This window comes from Anaerolineales bacterium, assembly GCA_015075725.1.
Lineage (GTDB): Bacteria > Chloroflexota > Anaerolineae > Anaerolineales > Villigracilaceae > Villigracilis.
This window is the reverse complement of sequence record JABTTV010000001.1, coordinates 3,363,937-3,381,924: the sequence shown is the minus strand read 5'-3', so window position 1 is coordinate 3,381,924 and position 17,988 is coordinate 3,363,937. Positions and strand designations below refer to the sequence as shown.

Annotated in this window: 17 protein-coding genes; 6 read left to right on the top strand and 11 right to left on the bottom strand. The window is 50.0% G+C overall.

Going from position 1 to position 17,988, the window contains the following annotated elements; all coding sequences use genetic code 11:
* Positions 1 to 5 precede the first annotated feature (5 nt).
* The 6 genes from HS100_16335 to HS100_16310 all read left to right on the top strand — a co-directional run bounded on the left by HS100_16335 (position 6) and on the right by HS100_16310 (position 6,171).
* Positions 6 to 503, top strand: a complete 498-nt coding sequence (locus HS100_16335) for a ubiquinol-cytochrome c reductase iron-sulfur subunit (protein MBE7435485.1) — start codon at positions 6 to 8, stop codon at positions 501 to 503.
* 12 nt (positions 504 to 515) lie between these two features.
* Positions 516 to 749, top strand: coding sequence for a hypothetical protein (locus HS100_16330; GenBank protein ID MBE7435484.1), 234 nt, complete (start codon positions 516 to 518; stop codon positions 747 to 749).
* Positions 721 to 1,815: a L,D-transpeptidase gene (locus HS100_16325; protein ID MBE7435483.1), complete on the top strand. Its 1,095-nt coding sequence runs from the start codon at positions 721 to 723 to the stop codon at positions 1,813 to 1,815. Before HS100_16330 ends, HS100_16325 begins: the two co-directional genes overlap by 29 nt.
* 250 nt (positions 1,816 to 2,065) lie before the next feature.
* Complete coding sequence (locus HS100_16320; protein MBE7435482.1) at positions 2,066 to 4,123, top strand: thioredoxin domain-containing protein; 2,058 nt, start codon at positions 2,066 to 2,068, stop codon at positions 4,121 to 4,123.
* A gap of 30 nt (positions 4,124 to 4,153) precedes the next feature.
* Positions 4,154 to 5,518 carry a thioredoxin domain-containing protein gene (locus HS100_16315; GenBank protein MBE7435481.1) on the top strand — a complete coding sequence of 455 codons (1,365 nt, stop codon included), beginning with the start codon at positions 4,154 to 4,156 and terminating at the stop codon, positions 5,516 to 5,518.
* An 11-nt stretch (positions 5,519 to 5,529) separates the two neighbouring features.
* Complete coding sequence (locus tag HS100_16310) at positions 5,530 to 6,171, top strand: MgtC/SapB family protein (protein MBE7435480.1); 642 nt, start codon at positions 5,530 to 5,532, stop codon at positions 6,169 to 6,171.
* 322 nt (positions 6,172 to 6,493) lie between these two features.
* Here HS100_16310 and HS100_16305 read toward each other — a convergent pair whose 3' ends face one another.
* The 11 genes from HS100_16305 to HS100_16255 all read right to left on the bottom strand — a co-directional run bounded on the left by HS100_16305 (position 6,494) and on the right by HS100_16255 (position 17,849).
* Complete coding sequence (locus HS100_16305; protein ID MBE7435479.1) at positions 6,494 to 8,011, bottom strand: beta-lactamase family protein; 1,518 nt, start codon at positions 8,009 to 8,011, stop codon at positions 6,494 to 6,496.
* A 5-nt stretch (positions 8,012 to 8,016) separates the two neighbouring features.
* Positions 8,017 to 8,973 carry an alpha/beta hydrolase gene (locus HS100_16300; GenBank protein MBE7435478.1) on the bottom strand — a complete coding sequence of 319 codons (957 nt, stop codon included), beginning with the start codon at positions 8,971 to 8,973 and terminating at the stop codon, positions 8,017 to 8,019.
* A gap of 84 nt (positions 8,974 to 9,057) precedes the next feature.
* Entirely contained in the window at positions 9,058 to 9,450 is a 393-nt protein-coding gene (locus HS100_16295) for a hypothetical protein (GenBank protein ID MBE7435477.1), read from the bottom strand.
* A gap of 41 nt (positions 9,451 to 9,491) precedes the next feature.
* The gene (locus tag HS100_16290) at positions 9,492 to 10,199 is read right to left on the bottom strand and encodes a GNAT family N-acetyltransferase (GenBank protein MBE7435476.1); all 708 of its coding nucleotides are present in this window, start codon (positions 10,197 to 10,199) and stop codon (positions 9,492 to 9,494) included.
* Positions 10,200 to 10,227: 28 nt separating this feature from the next.
* Positions 10,228 to 10,593 (bottom strand): hypothetical protein, encoded by a 366-nt coding sequence (locus tag HS100_16285; protein MBE7435475.1) that lies wholly within the window; start codon positions 10,591 to 10,593, stop codon positions 10,228 to 10,230.
* Between the two features lie 22 nt (positions 10,594 to 10,615).
* Positions 10,616 to 11,614 (bottom strand): NAD(P)-dependent alcohol dehydrogenase, encoded by a 999-nt coding sequence (locus tag HS100_16280; GenBank protein MBE7435474.1) that lies wholly within the window; start codon positions 11,612 to 11,614, stop codon positions 10,616 to 10,618.
* A 6-nt stretch (positions 11,615 to 11,620) separates the two neighbouring features.
* Positions 11,621 to 12,523: an NAD(P)-dependent alcohol dehydrogenase gene (locus HS100_16275; GenBank protein ID MBE7435473.1), complete on the bottom strand. Its 903-nt coding sequence runs from the start codon at positions 12,521 to 12,523 to the stop codon at positions 11,621 to 11,623.
* Between the two features lie 3 nt (positions 12,524 to 12,526).
* A complete protein-coding gene (locus HS100_16270) occupies positions 12,527 to 13,510 on the bottom strand; it encodes an NAD(P)-dependent alcohol dehydrogenase (GenBank protein ID MBE7435472.1) in 984 nt (327 codons plus the stop codon).
* A gap of 248 nt (positions 13,511 to 13,758) precedes the next feature.
* A complete protein-coding gene (locus HS100_16265) occupies positions 13,759 to 13,908 on the bottom strand; it encodes a hypothetical protein (protein MBE7435471.1) in 150 nt (49 codons plus the stop codon).
* Between the two features lie 90 nt (positions 13,909 to 13,998).
* Complete coding sequence (locus HS100_16260; protein ID MBE7435470.1) at positions 13,999 to 14,934, bottom strand: DUF4386 domain-containing protein; 936 nt, start codon at positions 14,932 to 14,934, stop codon at positions 13,999 to 14,001.
* Between the two features lie 188 nt (positions 14,935 to 15,122).
* Positions 15,123 to 17,849 carry a helix-turn-helix transcriptional regulator gene (locus HS100_16255; protein ID MBE7435469.1) on the bottom strand — a complete coding sequence of 909 codons (2,727 nt, stop codon included), beginning with the start codon at positions 17,847 to 17,849 and terminating at the stop codon, positions 15,123 to 15,125.
* Positions 17,850 to 17,988 lie beyond the last annotated feature (139 nt).

Here is a 17,988-nt window from a genome sequence, read left to right as displayed (position 1 = left end):
AGAAAATGGCGAGCAAACCTGATATCAGCCGTCGTGACTTCATCAAATCGGTCGCCGCGTTTGTCGGGACCCTCATCGGCGTCGGGATCGGTCTTCCTTCCATTTTCTATCTTCTCTCGCCGTCGCTTGAAAAAACCGAAGATGATTCCTTTATCGATCTCGGCTCGCTGGAAAAATATCCGATTGGCATTCCAACCCGATTTGAATTTACCCGCACCAGGGTCAATGGCTGGGAGCGGACTGCAACCAATTATGGTTTGTATGTTTTCCGAAGGAATGAAAGTGATGTAAGAGTTTTTTCTGATATTTGCACCCACCTCGGCTGCCGTATTACCTGGCATCCCGACCAGGAACACTATATCAGTCCCTGCCATGACGGTCATTTTGATATTGTTGGCAACGTGGTTAGCGGTCCGCCACCGCGTCCGCTCGAAGAATTTATCACCAGGATTGAAAATGGAAACTTGATTGTTGCCCCTCCGCCTTTCAAACGGAGCGGCTGAAAGAAGGTTCAAATGAACAAACGACATATTTGGATCATGTTGCTTTGCTGTCTGCTCCCGCTCATCGGGTTGGCGGCGGTATTGCTCTTGAAGATACCAGTCAGCACGGTTGTGTACATTGGGCTGGCATTGCTTTGCCCGCTGGCGCATTTCTTCATGATGGGTAACATGCACAATCACAACCACCAGCCGGATCAATATCACGATCATTCCGTCCATGACAAAACATCCACTCACTCGCCGTGATTTTCTAAAAATCTCTGCGTTGGGCATCGGCGCATTTGCTTTTCGACCATTTACCTGGCAGGGGATTTCAGAATTACAACAGTCGGAACTGTTGGGGCGTATCACAGTTGGCAAGGTGGATGTGTATGCCCGTCCTGATGGGAACGAACAGATCGTTGGCGCGCTATATGAAGATCAGGTCGTTCCCTGGATTCGGGAGGTGGTTGGAACCATGCCCGGCAGGATCAATCAACGCTGGATCGAGACTCCCTATGGCTATGTGTGGGGCGGAAACCTGCAACCCGTGCGCAACTTGCCGAATTCGCAAGTGTCCACTCTGCCAAACACAAGTCTGGGTGCTGGCATGTGGATGGAAGTCACCGTTCCTTATGTGGACTTGATTCTCGATAACCCGCCACCACGCGCACCCTGGCTCCAATACCGAGAGTCTATCAGTCTGCCAGCGCGCTTCGTCTATAGTCAGGTGGTCTGGGTGGATCAGATTCGTACCGACGCGGATGGCAGGGTCTGGTATCGGCTAAATGAACGTTTCGGATCCGGCGACCTGTTCTGGGGTCCAGCTGAGGCGTTTCGTCCGTTGACTGCGGATGAAATCGCTCCAATCAATCCCGAAGCCGAAGAGAAAAGGATCGTGGTCAATATTGATTACCAAACCCTATCGTGTTTCGAGGGCAACAATGAAGTGTATTTTGCGCGTATTTCCAGCGGCGCTCTTTATGACGCATGGGGGAATCCTGTGGATGCGTGGGCAACTCCGGTGGGGGAATTTCCGATTTGGCGCAAGGCGATCTCATTGCCATTAAGCGGAGGAAGCGCATCAGCAGGCTGGAGTCTGCCGGCCGTGGGATGGGTCAGTTTGTTCGTCGGGACGGGCGTTGCCATCCATTCTACCTATTGGCATAATAATTATGGCGAACCATCATCAAGAGGTTGTGTCAATGCCAACCCAGACGATGCAAAATGGGTCTTTCGTTGGAGTCAGCCCCAGGTCATGTATGACCCGGGGGATGTCACAGTGGAGATGCCGGGCGGAACAAAGGTTAGTGTTGAAAAGATGGAGTTTTAAATTCAAAATTAGCGACATTCTTGAAACACCTATGCATCATTAACATCAAGATCATTTTTTAGAAGTGGCAAGGCATTCTCACAACCGCAATAGGATCTGTCCCACAGGGTACAAATCTGGTATACGGGTATAAATATCCGAATACAATAACACCCAACATAAATCCTGATTCAAATTTATCAGTTACCGCCTATTCGCATGGGCTATAATCCTCTACAATTCCATTTCGCAATTACCATAAAGGTAACTCATGCCTAACCATCTTATCTCGGAAAACTCTCCTTACCTGCTTCAACACGCAAATAATCCCGTGGATTGGCATCCTTGGGGTGAAGAAGCACTGAGCAAAGCCAAAGTTGAAAATAAGCCTATTTTTCTGAGTATTGGTTATGCTGCCTGTCACTGGTGCCACCGCATGAGGGAGGAAAGTTTCGAAGATCCTGAAACTGCTGCTTTGATGAATCAAGAATTTATCAGCATTAAGGTGGATAGAGAAGAACGTCCAGATGTAGATGGTATATATATGCAAGCCACAGTCGCGATGACCGGCTCTGGCGGCTGGCCCATGTCTGTCTTCCTCACACCTGACTTGCGTCCGTTTTACGCCGGCACATACTTTCCACCTGTTCGACGCTACAATATGCCAGCCTTCAAAGAAGTCTTAAGTAGCATCGCCAAAGCATGGCGTGAAGATGGTCAAGAAGTGGATCGAGTTGGAAATCAAGTACTCGAACATATCCGCCCGCCTATAAACAAGCCCGAGAATAGCAATGAAATAACCACAGAGGCTCTGGATGCAGCTATAAAGAGCCTGATTGAATCTTACGATTGGGGATATGGAGGCTGGGGCTCGGCGCCGAAGTTTCCGCAACCCATGACCATCGAATTTCTTTTACGCCGAGCAACCACTCATACAACTCAACGTGAACAAATACTTAAGGCTGTCACCCATGTTCTGAATGCAATGTCACGCGGCGGGATGTATGATGTCGTCGGCGGCGGTTTTTCCCGATATAGCGTCGATAATTTTTGGAGAACGCCTCACTTTGAAAAAATGACATATGATAATGCCCAGCTAGCCCTTGCATATCTTCACGGATATTTAGTCACTGGCAGTACCGACCATCGTAGGGTTTGCGAGGAGACACTGGATTTTGTCCTGCGCGAATTGACCCATTCAGAAGGTGGGTTTTTCAGTAGTTTGGATGCAGACTCGGAAGGTGAAGAAGGGAAATTCTATGTCTGGTCACAAGACGAACTCGAGGGAGTGCTCGGTTCGGAATTCGAATTTTTCAAAGCCGCATATGGCATTACACCATCTGGGAACTGGGAAGGCAAAACCATCCTGCAACGCGCCTTGGATGATTCCACACTCGCAGCCCGCTTCAAAATGGAGCAAGAAGAACTTTGGCAGAAATTGTCCAAATGTCACGCAAAACTTTTAGAAGCAAGAAGTTCACGCATCCGCCCTACCACCGATGACAAAGTGCTTGTAATGTGGAATTCCCTGATGCTCAAAGCCTTCGCAGAGGCTGGGCGTTATTTGAATAGGCAGGATTATCTTCAAGTTGCCATTCGTAATGCACATTTCTTGTTGGATAATCTTTACGTAAATAATCGGCTACACAGATCCTGGCGGGAGGGACAAGCAAAGCACAATGCCTACTTGGAAGATTATGCCGGGCTGATCCTGGCACTTTCGGCGTTATATCAATCCGATCCGAATAAAGAATGGTATCTTTCGGCTTTGAAACTCGCAGATGAAATGGTTGAACACTTCAGTGATCCCAACGGAGGTTTTTTCGATACCCGCGACGACCATGAAACCCTCCTTGTACGTCCGAAAGATATTCAGGACAATGCCACTCCATCTGGGAACGCGCTTGCCGCTACTGCCCTACTCGAGCTGGCAGCATATGGGGATAGGACGGATTGGCGAGATCTTGCCGAGGAGATGCTTTCCTCAGTATATGGAGCCATGCTACGCTATCCAACTGCCTTCGCACAATGGTTGTGCGCGGCTGATTTTGCTGTCGGTCCGACTCGTGAAGTGGCAATTATCGGTGACTCACAGCATACCGAAACCAAAGAATTTTTGAATACCCTTTGGAAAACGTTCCGGCCCCGACAGGTAACAGCGATTTCCGCTTACCCACCGGAGCCGGATGCGCCAGCCTTGCTGAAGGATAGACCTTTATTTAATGATCTCCCAACAGCTTATGTGTGTCAGGGATTTGTTTGTTTACAGCCTGTCAATTCGCCAATTGAGATGGAGTCCCAACTGGTGGGCAACTCAAATCCTAAGTGAGCCATCAGACCATACTACCGACTGATAACCGTGCTGAAAACACAACTCCGTTTGTACGATTGGGTACACCATTACGAGAAGATGCTTTACGACAACGCCTTGCTCGCACGCGCCTATCTCCATGCCTGGCAGGTCACGCGCGATCCGTTTTACAAGCGCATCGTCACAGAGACCCTCGATTTCGTCGCAAAGGAAATGACTCACGAACTCGGCGGGTTTTATTCCTCGCTCGATGCCGACTCCGAAGGCGAGGAGGGAAAATTCTATGTTTGGACTCTCGAAGAAATCCGCGGTGTGTTGAAAGAGGATTCCGATTTTTTTGAAGCGGCGTATGGGGTCGCCTCGCAAGGAAATTGGGAAGGCAAAACAGTGCTTCAACGCGCATTGGATGACTCCTCCCTCGCCGCCCGCTTCAAGCTTGACCTTGTGTCTGTTCAGGCAAAATTAGCCGAGTCTCACTCGAAGCTTTATGCCGCGCGCGCAAAACGAATCCGTCCGGGGACAGACGATAAAGTCCTCACCGCCTGGAACGGCTGGATGCTGGCAGCTTTTGCAGAAGCGGCAAGAGTGTTAGGCAATGTCGTTGCGAGTGAAACAAAGCAACCTCACGATGAACAGGAGATTGCTTCGTGGCGCCAAGGCGCCACTAGCAATGACATCTACCTCAATCTGGCTACCCGCAACGCGGATTTTCTCCTCACCCACCTGCGAAGGGACGGCAAACTCCACCGTTCCTGGCGGGACGGCAAAACCACAAATGAAGTATTCCTTGAGGATTATGCTTCATTGATCCTCGGATTGCTGGAGTTGTATCAAACCGATTTCAACGAGAGATGGTTCAACCCCGCCAAAGAACTCGCGGATGAGATGATCCAGAAATTCAGCGACCCCGCTGGCGGATTCTTCGACACACCCGTGGATGGCGAAAATCTCTTATTCCGCCCGAAGGATGTTCAGGATAATGCCACTCCAAGCGGGAATGCACTGGCGTGCGAAGCGCTGGTAAAATTGGCGGCGTTCACCGATGAAGGACCCTATCGCGATCTTGCAGAGAAAGCGTTGGAGTTTGTCACCAAGTTTGCCCTGCGGTATCCGCTCGGGTTTGGGAGATGGCTCACAGCGGCGGAACTCGCTTCGGGGACTTTGAAACAGGTTGCGGCTGTGGGTGAAGCGGAAGACCTCCACCTCCAGCGTTTGATCCAAGCGGTTCGAGCCGAATATCGCCCGGCTGTGGTGCTGGCTGCTTCATCTTTCCCAATCAAGGAGAATGCGCCTGCGCTTCTAAAAGATCGCGTCATGGTCGAAGGCAAAGCCACCGTTCATGTATGCGAAGGTTTTTTCTGCCAACTGCCGACAACGGAAGTGGAAATGTTGATCGAGCAATTGAAATTTTAAGAGGTGAAATAATGGAACCAGTATTGATGGAACAGTTGATCAAGGTGGGCATGGCGATCGCGGTGGGCGGCGTGATCGGGGCGGAACGCGAATATCAGGACAAGGCAGCGGGGTTCCGCACGATCATATTGATCACCCTCGGCTCGACCCTTTTTACGATCTTTTCGTTGAAGATGGACCCCGGCTTTACGCAAACACGCATTGCGGCAAATATCGTCACCGGCATCGGTTTTTTGGGCGCGGGCGCCATCATCCGCGAAGGCGGGCGCATCGCAGGTCTCACGACCGCGGCGACGATCTGGCTTTCGGCGGCGCTTGGTATGGGGGTCGGTGCGGGCGATCTGGTCTTTGTCAGCGCGGCGACGGCGGTAACGTTGTTGGTGTTATTGGTCTTTCCGAAGTTGGAAGCCCGCATCGACCGCATCCGCGAGGCGCGCACTTATGAGATCGTTGTTGGCGCGAGCGACCATAAAAAAGTGGAAGGGATCGCCAGCCTGTTCGATTCATTATCTCTGCGGGTGTTCGAGCATCACCAGGCCAAGAACGAGAAATCCATCATCAGCACGTGGAAGGTGATCGGCTCTCCGGATAATCATGATAATTTCGTGCAAAGGATGATGCGCGACAAGAGCGTGAAGGAATTGAATTATTAGCGGGCGTAAAAATTTTGGTGACGGTTACCTTCGAGGTGACCGTCACCTTTTTTGATTACCATACGAACGGGATCAAACGATACCTGACCTTCTGCTTGTACTCTTTGTGTCCTGCCAACTCATTTTCCTGGGCTCTTTCTTCATCCAAAATACGGAAACAATGACGGGGCTCATGATGAGCGCGTGAGACACCGCCCATCATGAGCCAGGAACGATATTAGAAATATTAGACTTCCTGCAAAAGTCACAATTTTATCTTGCTCAAGGCGGCGTCCCCGCCGCCGGGGACTGCGGCGGGAGCACTTATGCAAGAGGTCTATTATTACTTTTTAGGCATGGAAAATCGGTCTTTATATAGTCCAACAATGACAATGCAAGTCCCCACTACTCCCCATACGATCGCGAAGACGCCGCTCGCAATTGCCACCCAGCCGACATCTGGCTGGAAGAGAATCATAGTCGGAATGTTTGCCCCGAAGGTATCAGGCAGGGTAAAAAGAAGTACATAAGCGACGACGGCATTCCAGACCAATGGCAGGGCGACATGGCGCACGATTTGCACCTGCGTTGGGGATTGAACACTCTTCCGCCAGGAACGGATGCGGCGAGTCGTTGTCAGAACGGCGATACTATGGATGACAGGAATTAACATCACGAGTGCATAGACGATTCGCATATAAAGGAATTCATTTCCCGGTATGACTTCCTGTCCAAGCAACATGCGCAGTACACTGCTTGGAAGTCGCGATATACGAATCCCCAACATCGGACTATAGGTGTTCATCACCATCGCAATAGCCATGTCTTCCTCTGGCACAAGAAACATGTCAGTGGTATAGCCCGGAACCTCTCCATTGTGTCTTATCACTTCCACATCTTGAAAGTGTTGCACTTCCCAGCCCATGCCATAAAAATCCGTCGAACCTGTCATCGGAACGTCGGGGCTATGCAAGGCGACGATTCCTGCCGGGGACAGAATAGATACTCCCTGATAGTTCCCATCGTTCAACTGTGCGATCAAATAATGACCGAAATCCTCAGCGCTTAGGATGAGTTGTCCCGCCGGGAGTGAGCCGCGTGGGAAAGGTAGATTTGGCGAAGCGATGGGTATCCCAAACCACTTCTGATAGCCTATTGCGAGCCCGCTTTGTTCAGCTTCAGTTTTTGATGTGAAGCTGTTCTGCATATCAAGGGGTTTGTAGATATTTTCATGGATGTACGTCTCATAGGATTGACCGGTGAAAGCTTGAATAACCATGCCCAAAGTAACATAGTTCGCATTGGAGTACTCATAACGCTCGCCCGGTGCCGCAATCAGTTCGATCTTTGCCAATGCCCGCACGTTGTTCTCGATCGCAGATTCACTCAGGTCGGTATTTGCCAATTGCTCCCGCCCAATGGATACAGGGAGCCCGCTGGTCTGGTTGAGAAGCTGGCGGATAGTGATTAATTTGGACGCCTCAACATCTGCAACCCGAAACCAGGGCAAATACGTTTGTACGGGCGCATCCAACTCGATCTTGCCTGCTTCCACCAATTGCATAACGGCAAGCGCGGTAAACGATTTACCAGTAGAACCGGTGAAGAACGGCGTCTGCGGTGTGGCCGGGCGACCGTCCGCATCGGCAACTCCAAACCCTTTCAGGTGAACAATCTGATCGCCCTGCACAATGACAAGAGCCGCGCCGGGAATGCCAAGTTCTTCCATTTTTACGGTGATGTACGCGTCAATCGCTTCAAATTCTGTACGCTCAGCTTTTGCGAAGGATCGGCCGGTGCCAAGTACGGAAGAAACGAACACCAATATCGTAATACTTATAAATGTTATCTTGCGAATCATAAAGCCTACTTCGATTCCATCTCACGAACTTGCTGAACCATTTGGAGGATTGCTGCAACGGCGGCCTGCGGCTCATCCACTTGAATATTGTGACCGCTGTTTTCTGCAAACATTTGCTGGCTGTGGGATGACAACTGGAGCAGTTCAGACTGCCATTCGGTCCAACCTGGAATGTCATTCTGTTTGCCGGTTAGAACTATCAACGGCAGGTCGCCGAAGGTCTTCACGGCAGCCGCTTGTGCTAAAGAGGCTGGCATCCCCTGTCCTTCGTTATCAGTCGTTTGAAAAGATTGCGGACGAACATATAGCGGATAGTAGGCTTCCTCACCGGCTTGCATACTGGGAGCAATTGCAGGTACTTTCACCAGCAAGCGAGCAACTCCGAAACGAGCCAATGTGGCCTGAAAGGAATATGGCTGAGATCGCGATTCCGACTGAGACAGTACCTCTGGTGACAGGGTACTTTGTTTCGGATTCATCGATTCTATTAAAACAACTCCCGCCACTTCTGACACATAGTCGTGGACAAATACTCGTACGGCAGCACCACCAAGTGAATGCCCGACCATGATATAAGGTCCCGGAACATTAGCGTTCTGCAATAGAGTATGCAGTTCCTGTGCGAAATGGGCCGCATCACGCGGGAGTGGACCCGGATCGCTCCAGCCCATGCCAGCGCGATCATAAGTGCAGACCCGGGTCGTCTTCGATACATCTGGTTGTACTGTTCCTCCCCACGATGTTGACCAATCACCCAATCCAGCCTCGATCACTACAGTAGGACTACCGGTGCCGATGCAGTTGATATGCAGGCGGTGTCCGCCAACGTCCACCAATTGACCGGGCGGCGGATATGCTTTTGCATCAGCAGCTTCAGCCACAGACTCGTAAATGGCTCCCACCAACGCCAATCCCATAATCGAAACCAAAACTCTGCCTAGCCAGAGTAGGCTTGTTTTCATCTCTTTTTTCCTTTTTAGTAGATAATGGTTTCACAGGCTCTTCTCTATCAGGTAGTTTCCATCACGGTCAGGACATAGCTGACCTTATTGAACGGCTCTATTTTCAATCAACCATCTTTTTGCCTGGTCAATATCAGTAAACACCTTTTCGATTTGTCCACGGTTGACCATGACATTTTCATGAAAAATATAGTCGTCCAGATCGTTCGCAACGACATTCGCTCGTTTGCAGAGCGATACGTTTGCGCCAAAAGAATTGAAGATGTTCTTGATAAGGTCAGGTAATTGATAAATCTCCAGAATCGATAGTTTCTGTGACACCTCGCGAAAATCAATGAATATTAAGTGGCAATCCTTCACATTAGTTATTTCCGCAATTTTTGTAATGAATTCATCGACTTCGCCTAAAGTCATATCCCCGGTCAATTTTGATTCAATAATGCGTAGTTCTGGGTTATAAATAACTATATGAGGCATGGTTCACTTCCATTAATTCAAGGTATTACGTATGCATGCAATCAAACACCACTGATCGCACTGTTCGATTTTTTGACTTCCTTCGCACAGCAACAAACGCTTCCATTGGATCTTTTGGGCGGCCAGCACGAATTGGCATCTGCTTTGTCGGGATGTTTTGCAACCATCTCACCACAGGTCCAGCATGGAGCCAGGACCCATTCAATGAGACGGACCCGTAACAGGTCTGCGCCGATGCGGGCACGCTCGGTTGTATCTGCATAAGGTGCAAGTCCTACTTTCCCATCCGGTGTGTAGGAGAGTTGTCCCACAAATTCAAAACCTGCCTTGCTCATGCCCGCGCCGGAAGGAAGATTTTCCGGCGCGTGGATGATCCAAAACCGTTTGGCGTTTTGGATTTCCCGTTCTAGGATGGATTGCAGCAAACGCGGATACAGTCCCCGACCCTGCCAATCTGGAAGCGTGGCGAAATCCCACAGATAACGATCATCCGGCGGAAGTTCAACATGGATATCGAGTTCGCCGATGGATATCTTGCTCGTAGCGAGCCAGCCATACGCAACCGGTTGACCATCCATTCGCGCCACATAGGGACGATGCCCATCATTGAGTCGTTCAAGAACTTCTCCGTGAGAGATGTGATTGGTCATCGCGAGTTCATGCCAATCGGAGGCAGGACCCGCTGTAAATCCAGGTAACGAAGCGATCGGGGTCAGGGTATCTTCTGTCCAAAAAGTGGCGAATGACATTTTGTCTCCTTTTTATACCGAACCTATACTACGTCCAACTCCATGCGTACCAAATGGTGATCAAGTTGAATCCCAACCCAACCACAATCAGGAATTTGTCGTACAACGATGGATAAGTAGGCAAGCCGACGGCATTGAAGAGAAAGAAGAAAGCGGCGACCAGGATATGCACCCAGCGGTGAGCAGGTTGATTCAAAATCAGTGAGAGAAAGATCATCAGGATCGGAACGAGCATCACAATCGCAACGCCCAACCACATGCCTTGACTCAGCTTCTGCCCCATGATCTCACCCGGTTTGAAGTCGCCGCTGAAGATGCGCAGGACATCGCCAAGCAGGTAGGCCAGCATCAGGCATGTCCACAACGCGGCGAGTTTGATTTGAATGGTTTCCATGTTTTTTCTCCATTGTTGGATTTTAGGTCATGGTGTTATGGTTTACGGTAATGACGACATTTCCCTTTTTCTGTCCTGTCTCGACATAGCGATGAGCTTCGGCAATTTGCTCCAGCGGATAGCTTCGATCGATCACAGCCTTTAATTGTCCTGCCTCAGTAAGGTCTCTGAGGAAAATTAAATCTTCAGTCTTTTGGCTTGCTGCTCCAAAGAATACTTTTTTACCGCTTCGCATTGATGTCCATGGTCCTTGAAGCGTATGCGACAGTCCCGGGTTCGCCAAGAGATAGCGTCCATATTGCTTTAGTGATCCTATGCTCCCTGAAAATGAACTCGTGCCTGGTACGTCAAAAATAACATCATAAATTTCGCCGTTCCTGGTGAAATCTTCATGGGTGTAATCAATGACATCGTCTGCGCCGATCGAATGCAACATTTCCAGCTTGCCTGTGCTGTCCACACCGGTTACTTCAGCCCCAAAGTATTTGGCAAGCTGTACCGCAAAGGTCCCGATACTTCCACCCGCGCCAATGACCAAAACCTTTTCTCCGCGCTGGATATTTCCTTTTCTAATAAAATGCAGGGCTTCAAGCCCGCCGGTTGGAACGGCAGCGGCTTCATCGTAGGTCATATTGGCTGGTTTCGTTGCCAACACTCCCATTGTGGATTCTTCGGGGAGGCAAATGTATTCGGCATACGCTCCAAAGCCCAGACCGGTGGTCCCAAAAACCTGATCCCCTGTTTTGAATCGTTTTACATCTTTGCCGATCGCTTCAATTTCTCCCGCGAGTTCCTGCCCTAATACCGTTATCCGATTGGGTTTTCTGAGACCTACATACATCCGCATGGGAAGCCCGATGAGGATTGGCATCTTGAGGTTCCGAGTTTCACAGTCTCCTGCTGTGACCGTGGTGGCATGGATTTTTATCAGTACTTCATTGGCTTTCGGAGAAGGTTTGGCTATCTCTTTAAGCTGAAGAACATCCGGCGATCCATATTTTGTCCACACAATCACTTTCATAATACATTACCTCACGTTGATCACAACATTTCCCTTTTTATGTCCTGCTTCGACATAGCGATGAGCCTCGGCGGTCTGTTCCAGAGGATAGCATCTATCGATGACGGATCTAACTTTCCCTGCCTCAATCAGCTCTTTGAGGAAAAGTAGATTCTCGGCTTTTTCGCTGGTGGAAGATCGAACGGAAAGATAGATTCCCTTCTCCTTCAACACGCCTTTACTACGATAGAACGAAGTCCTGCCGACCGCGTCAAAAATAACATCGTAGATCTCACCGCTTTTCGTGAAATCCTCTCGGGCGTAATCAATAACCCGATCGGCTCCCAAAGACTTCACCATTTCCACATTCGCAGTACTGCATACTCCCCCAACCTCCGCACCATAGTGTTTGGCGATCTGCACGGCAAACGTACCTACGCTTCCGGAAGCACCGTAGATCAGAACCTTCTGCCCTCTCTGGATATTGCCTTTTCGAAGAATATATAATGCCGTCATTCCGCCGACAGGGGTCGCCGCGGCTTCTTCGTAAGTCATATTGGTCGGCATTGTTGCCAGCACACCTGCCTTCCACGTTTCAGGAAGGCAGACATACTCAGCATTGGCACCCACGCTCAACCCGGTCGTCGTTCCAAAGACCCGATCCCCTGTCTTAAATCGCTTTGCCCCTTTGCCTATTGCTTCGATTTCGCCGGCCAACTCATGCCCAGGGATTCTTTTCCTTTTCATGCCAAACAGTTGCAGAGGGAGGAAAAACATGGGATGGAGTTTTCGAAGTATCACGTCTCCAACGGTTGCGGTTGCGGCATGTACTCTTACCAGCACTTCATTTTCCCTGGGCATGGGTTTCTCTACCTCTCGGAGCTGCAAAACGTCCGGAGGGCCAGCTTTTGTGCACACGATCGCTTTCATAATCTAGTTGTTTTGTGTCACGGTGATGACGACTTTTCCCTTGGCCTGTCCTTCTTCAAGATAACGGATTGCTGCAGCCGTTTCACTTAGCGGGTAGGTTCTATCGATCACAGGCTTTACTTTGCCAGCTTCAAGCAATTCCTTCAAAATAAGCAGATCTTTTTTGTTTGGTTTGGCGACTCCCATGCTACCCATTTTTTGGCCACCGCTCCTTGAATACCAGGGTCCCTGGATCATCGCTTGGGTCATTTGCGCCATGGATCCGCCAGTATGAACATAGACGCCCTTGGGTCTCAACGCGCGCCTGTAATCTGAAATCGAGCGGTCTCCATTCGTGGCAAGGATCAGGTCATAATTTTTTCCATTTGCGGCGAAATCTTCCTTGGTGTAGTCAATGACATGGTCTGCGCCGAGCGAGCGCGCCACATCCAAATTTCTCGTGCTGCACACCGCGGTGACTTCAGCCCCGAACGCCTTGGCGAGCTGCACTGCAAATGTGCCGACACCGCCGGACGCTCCATTGATCAAAACTTTTTGTCCGGGACGAATCTGTCCGGCGTGGCGTATCCCTTGCAGGGCAGTGAATGCCGCCATCGGCATTGCCGCCGCTTCTTCAAACGAGATATTGGCCGGTTTTAGGGCAAGTGCCTCTTCATGAACGGATACATACTCGGCAAAACCGCCCCAACCATCCGCCGAGATATTCCCGAATACATCATCGCCCGGCTTAAACTCCTTTATATTGCTACCAACCGCTTCCACCCGCCCCGCTATGTCTGATCCGAGGATCTGGTTTTTCGGTTTCAGCAGCCCCGAACTCAAGCGGATCAGGAACGGGTCAGCCTTAAGGAGGTGGAGGTCACCTGAATTTACAGAGACTGCATAAACTTTTACAAGGACTTCATTGTCTTTGGGTGTCGGTTTGGTTATCTCCTTGAGTTGAAGAACATCGGGGGACCCGTATTCTGTGTATACAATTGCTTTCATTGGATTCTCCTTTTTTTGAACCTATTAAGTAATGGGCAGAACTTTATACCCGGCATCACTGCCTGTTTGGGTTCCAGTATATGCAATGTGCCAATCATTCAATCTCAGCCTGGAAAATACACAGTCAAAGCTCAGCAGAGTATTTAGTCCATTGTATATAGCCTGTTAAGATTGTCATCAGACTTTTGGCGGAGATTTTCCTACTCTTTTGTGCCTAGACAGGTAGCACGATTCTCCCGTATTTAATATCATTTAGAGCGGTATTGAGACAGAGATCGTAGTCCCAATCCCAGATGGACCTTGACCAGCATTTCATTATCCCTGGGGGTGGATCGTTTGACCTCTTTGAGTTGCAGAATGTCGGGCGAGCCATATTGGGCGGTTACAATTGCTTTCATTTGATTTCTCCTATTTTTTGTTCATTCAGAGCGACCCGGCCATAACGTCAAGCGAATACAACAAGATTGACGGGTCGCGCCTGCTTGGTTTTATTTTACGGACTCTGAAACGAATGCAGCAGAGTTGAAGCCCTTGACGATCAGCCAAACCCCGATGGACATCTCCCACAATCCGCCTGGAAGTGTGTGGAGCAGTTGTAGATTGAATCCCAGGATTTCCAGCATGGACCCGCCCAGAAAGCTCACGTATCCAATGAAGCCCCAGATGACAAATAACTGCGGAACCAATTTTGCCCGAGAGAGACCGTAGCATAGCGTCAAGCCAGCCATCCCCAGGGCAACCATGCCGATCTGATAGGTGTACGCCTGTGATTGCGCGAACAGCGCGCTCAGGGATTGAAAGTAGGAAGTTTCGGATGCACTGGCTTTTATGAATTCAACGCCCAGTGGAATTTGGAGCAGAATAAACAAAGCCGAGATTGCAATAATGGCGGCTTCCACGGTTCGGGCAGCGAAATAACCGAGTGCGATGCGTTCGTTACTTTGCTTCAAAATCGGGAACATCATCACCCCATGAGCGGCGTCACCAGCTGCGGCGAGCACCCAAAGCAATCCGCCAATTGCGATCATCATGCTCCTGGCAGGAACCGTCTCAAGCTGACCGGGTGTACCAAGCATTGATCCCGCAATTCCCACAACGAATCCCAAAATGTATAGTGCGCCTACCACTTTTGCTGTCGTTCTGTATGTGTTAACTTTTGTTTCCATGCTTCTTTCTCCTTTGGTTAAATAAAATTGATTGACCGATATCAACGTCATGCCTGCATCACGTACTTTTCTTAGCAATCCGTGTAAAGCAGCCTGATCGATCACGGGACCCGTCAACAGTGTATTGCCGTCCTCTTCCAGGGTGATGTTCATGCCCTCGAACCAATCCACCCATTGCTCGTTCAGGTGTCCTTTGATTCGGATTTGAAAAACGGCTGGCTGACCTGGGTCAGTTTTTTGGTTGTCTTTATTCGTCATTACCGATTCCTGCCTCTTGTGGTCGGTCATTACAGCCCGTACCACATGTCGGATGTAGAGTTAGTTTATCTACCAGGAGGTATTAACGGATAGACACTTAAGTGTTGTTCGGAGGTGTTGTTTTTGGATGTACAGTGGCGAAAAAAGGCTGAAGACTATGAGCTACCCCCCTATTCGGCGCTCAGCCCTTACAGGAGACCCAATTCGCGGGCGCGGGCAACGGCTTCGGTTCGATTTTGGACCTGCAATTTGTCGAAAATAATCCGATTGTGCCCCTTGACCGTGTTCAATGCCAGGAAAAGTTTTTTGCTGATCTCATTATTTGAGAGTCCCTGGGCGATGAGACGCAGCACTTCCAACTCACGTGGACTCAACGCTTCGACCAGGTCCGAAGCTTGTTTGGCGGTGCCCGTCGGTTGGGCAAACGCTGACAGGAGTTTTCCGGTGTAACCGCGCAGTTCCTGATACTGGCTGCCTGGCTGCTTTTCGATCCACGTTTGAAAGGCAGAAAGCAATGCCTGCATGGGTTCGCCTTCATCGACAAAAGTCCGGAAGTAGCCTTCGGGCTGCGCCAGGTGCAAGGATCGCTCCAGAGAAGCGAATGCCTGGGGTGTGCTGCCAGCCGCATGGTGGGCAAGAGCCGTCACCATCAGAATTTGGAGCGCACTGCCCATTCTGTTTTGATTCTCCGCTGCGGTCAAAAGGCGTTCCAATAAGTGCAGCCCCTCAAGAATGATTTGTTTTTCCCGATTGTTCTGATACTCGGCGATCAGCACCCGCGCCAGTGTAATGTGTTCGAACTCACGCAAATAACCAAGATCATCTTTCGCAGAAAGCCCCCGCTCACGTACCCATTCCTCTGCTTTGGGCAATCGTCCCTGCTTGAGGTGAATTCTCGCCTGGATGGCATCCACAGGTTGTGTATTTGGAATGAGGGACCTGACATAATAAAGTTTGGCGTCATCCAAAAGATCGAGCGCCGAATCGAGATCACCCTCCGATTCCTTCATCCGCGACTGTGCCAGACACTTACGATAAGTCCAGTCATGCAAGAACGAGTATGGACCCAATTCCAGGCTCTTTTGAAAGTGTTGCGCGGCAGACTCGTCGTCTTTCAATTCATGGTACAACATCGCCAAGCCCAAATAATGATGCGCAATGATGCTCTGCGACACGGCTTCGTGCTCGGAAGCAAGCTGCAATGATTGTTGATAGGTTCTTAACACATCACGGAGATGTCCCTGCTCCTTCAGGATATCCGCTTTTCCAGAAGCGCTGGCAATGGCAAACAGGAAATTGCCAGCCTTCTGTGAGTTCGCGATCCAGTCGCTCATGGAGTTGCAGGCGGCATCCAGATCGCCGTTTGCCCAATATGCACTGGTTAGAATCGCATTTGTTTGGGCGTGCAAATAATCGTTTTCATCTGGAGTGAGTTGAAGTGCCTGTTCTGCAAATTTCATGGTAGCTGACGCGTTGCCCAATGCCTGAGCATTGTATGCGCGTGCAAAGGCAATCCTTGCCCGCACAGATCGAAATTGGGCGTCTTCTACAAAAACGATCTTCTCTGGTGGACCATCTAAAACGTGTTCTGCATCCTGAAGCCGGGACTCGCTCGCGTTCACGTCTCCATTATTCATAAAGGACCATGCCATTTGAACGCAGAGTACCGGGCGGGAACGGATCACCCCTTCCGGCAGCTGCTTCACCCAGCCAAGCCACGCAGTATTCTGAAAACTTTCATTCATTCCCAGCCAATGTCTTTCTGCCAACATTGCTGCTCGATTGAGATCGCCAGCAGAAACAGCATGGTGGAATGCCTGAGTTGGGTCATCGTTCTTCTCGTACCATTCGCTGGCGCGGAGGTGATATCCGGCGATCTCTTCGGGTGTTCGGCTTCGTCCCAGCCGTTGGCGCAACAAACCTCCAAAAAGATGATGATACCGATACCAACTTCTCTCATTATCAAGCGGATTGATGAAAAGGTTATTGTGCTCAAGCTGGTCCAGAGTATCCCGCCCAGATGCCGACGAATCAAGCAGTACGGCATCGCAAAGAGGACCACTCATGCGGTCAAGGATGGAAGTGCAAAGCAGGAAATTCTGGACCCGTTCAGTTTGTCGGTGCAAGACCTCTTCCACGAGATAGTCCAGCACGAAATGATGACTGCCGGTGAAAGATTTTATGAAGTTGCTGGTGTCTTTATGCCCCTGCATCGAAATGGCAGCGAGTTGCAAGCCGGCGATCCAGCCTTCCGTTCGGGCTTCCAATGCGGCGACATCATCCTCGGAAAGGTTTAATCCCATTCCCTGGTTGAGAAATTCGGCAGCTTCGGAATTGGTGAATCGCAGGTCAGTGGCGCGCAATTCGGTCAATTGACCACGGGCTCGTAATCGGGCCAACGGAAGATTCGGATCTTCGCGCGTAGTGATCACCAGGTGGATTTGTGGCGGCAGATGCTCCAACAGGAAGATCAGAGCCTTGCGAACCTCTTTGTCTTCAATCACATGGTAGTCGTCCAGGACAATGATAATGTTATCGGGGAGGCTGGCAATTTCATTGAGAAAAATCGTCAGGATCGATTCGATTGGTGGTAGCTGAGCGGATTGAAGCATGCGCAGCACTTCCACCCCAATCGTTGGGACGGTCGTCTGTAAAGCCGCAATGAGGTAGTTCAGAAAGCGTGTGAGGTCGTTATCCCCTTCATCCAATGACAGCCACGCGATGGGTCTCCCACAACTGGCGATCCATTCTCTGACCAATGTGGTTTTGCCAAAACCGGCAGAGGCGGAGATAAGGGTCAATTTATGACCCATAGATAATCCATCTGTAAGTTGTTTGATCAAGCGGGAACGGACTACTACTTTGGAAGGAAGGGGTGGGATGTAGAATTTGGTGGTCAGAATTTGGATAGCCATGATTAAATTATATATCCGAATCATAAACCACTCAGATGGTTCATGGAGTTCTACTATCTAGACCGTCCAATGTTTCAGCCTTCGTGGCCGCCAGGCAAAATGGTTTGGACGATTTTTCCAAACAACGGGTAGATTTGAA

Bases quoted from the DNA above. Each gene is read 5' to 3' on its own strand.
- HS100_16335 (MBE7435485.1), top strand. From the start codon at position 6: ATGGCGAGCAAACCTGATATCAGCCGTCGTGACTTCATCAAATCGGTC.
- HS100_16330 (MBE7435484.1), top strand. From the start codon at position 516: ATGAACAAACGACATATTTGGATCATGTTGCTTTGCTGTCTGCTCCCG.
- HS100_16325 (MBE7435483.1), top strand. From the start codon at position 721: ATGACAAAACATCCACTCACTCGCCGTGATTTTCTAAAAATCTCTGCG.
- HS100_16320 (MBE7435482.1), top strand. From the start codon at position 2,066: ATGCCTAACCATCTTATCTCGGAAAACTCTCCTTACCTGCTTCAACAC.
- HS100_16310 (MBE7435480.1), top strand. From the start codon at position 5,530: ATGGAACCAGTATTGATGGAACAGTTGATCAAGGTGGGCATGGCGATC.
- HS100_16305 (MBE7435479.1), bottom strand. From the start codon at position 8,011: ATGATTCGCAAGATAACATTTATAAGTATTACGATATTGGTGTTCGTT.
- HS100_16300 (MBE7435478.1), bottom strand. From the start codon at position 8,973: ATGAAAACAAGCCTACTCTGGCTAGGCAGAGTTTTGGTTTCGATTATG.
- HS100_16295 (MBE7435477.1), bottom strand. From the start codon at position 9,450: ATGCCTCATATAGTTATTTATAACCCAGAACTACGCATTATTGAATCA.
- HS100_16290 (MBE7435476.1), bottom strand. From the start codon at position 10,199: ATGTCATTCGCCACTTTTTGGACAGAAGATACCCTGACCCCGATCGCT.
- HS100_16285 (MBE7435475.1), bottom strand. From the start codon at position 10,593: ATGGAAACCATTCAAATCAAACTCGCCGCGTTGTGGACATGCCTGATG.
- HS100_16280 (MBE7435474.1), bottom strand. From the start codon at position 11,614: ATGAAAGTGATTGTGTGGACAAAATATGGATCGCCGGATGTTCTTCAG.
- HS100_16275 (MBE7435473.1), bottom strand. From the start codon at position 12,523: ATGAAAGCGATCGTGTGCACAAAAGCTGGCCCTCCGGACGTTTTGCAG.
- HS100_16270 (MBE7435472.1), bottom strand. From the start codon at position 13,510: ATGAAAGCAATTGTATACACAGAATACGGGTCCCCCGATGTTCTTCAA.
- HS100_16265 (MBE7435471.1), bottom strand. From the start codon at position 13,908: ATGAAAGCAATTGTAACCGCCCAATATGGCTCGCCCGACATTCTGCAA.
- HS100_16260 (MBE7435470.1), bottom strand. From the start codon at position 14,934: ATGACGAATAAAGACAACCAAAAAACTGACCCAGGTCAGCCAGCCGTT.
- HS100_16255 (MBE7435469.1), bottom strand. From the start codon at position 17,849: ATGGCTATCCAAATTCTGACCACCAAATTCTACATCCCACCCCTTCCT.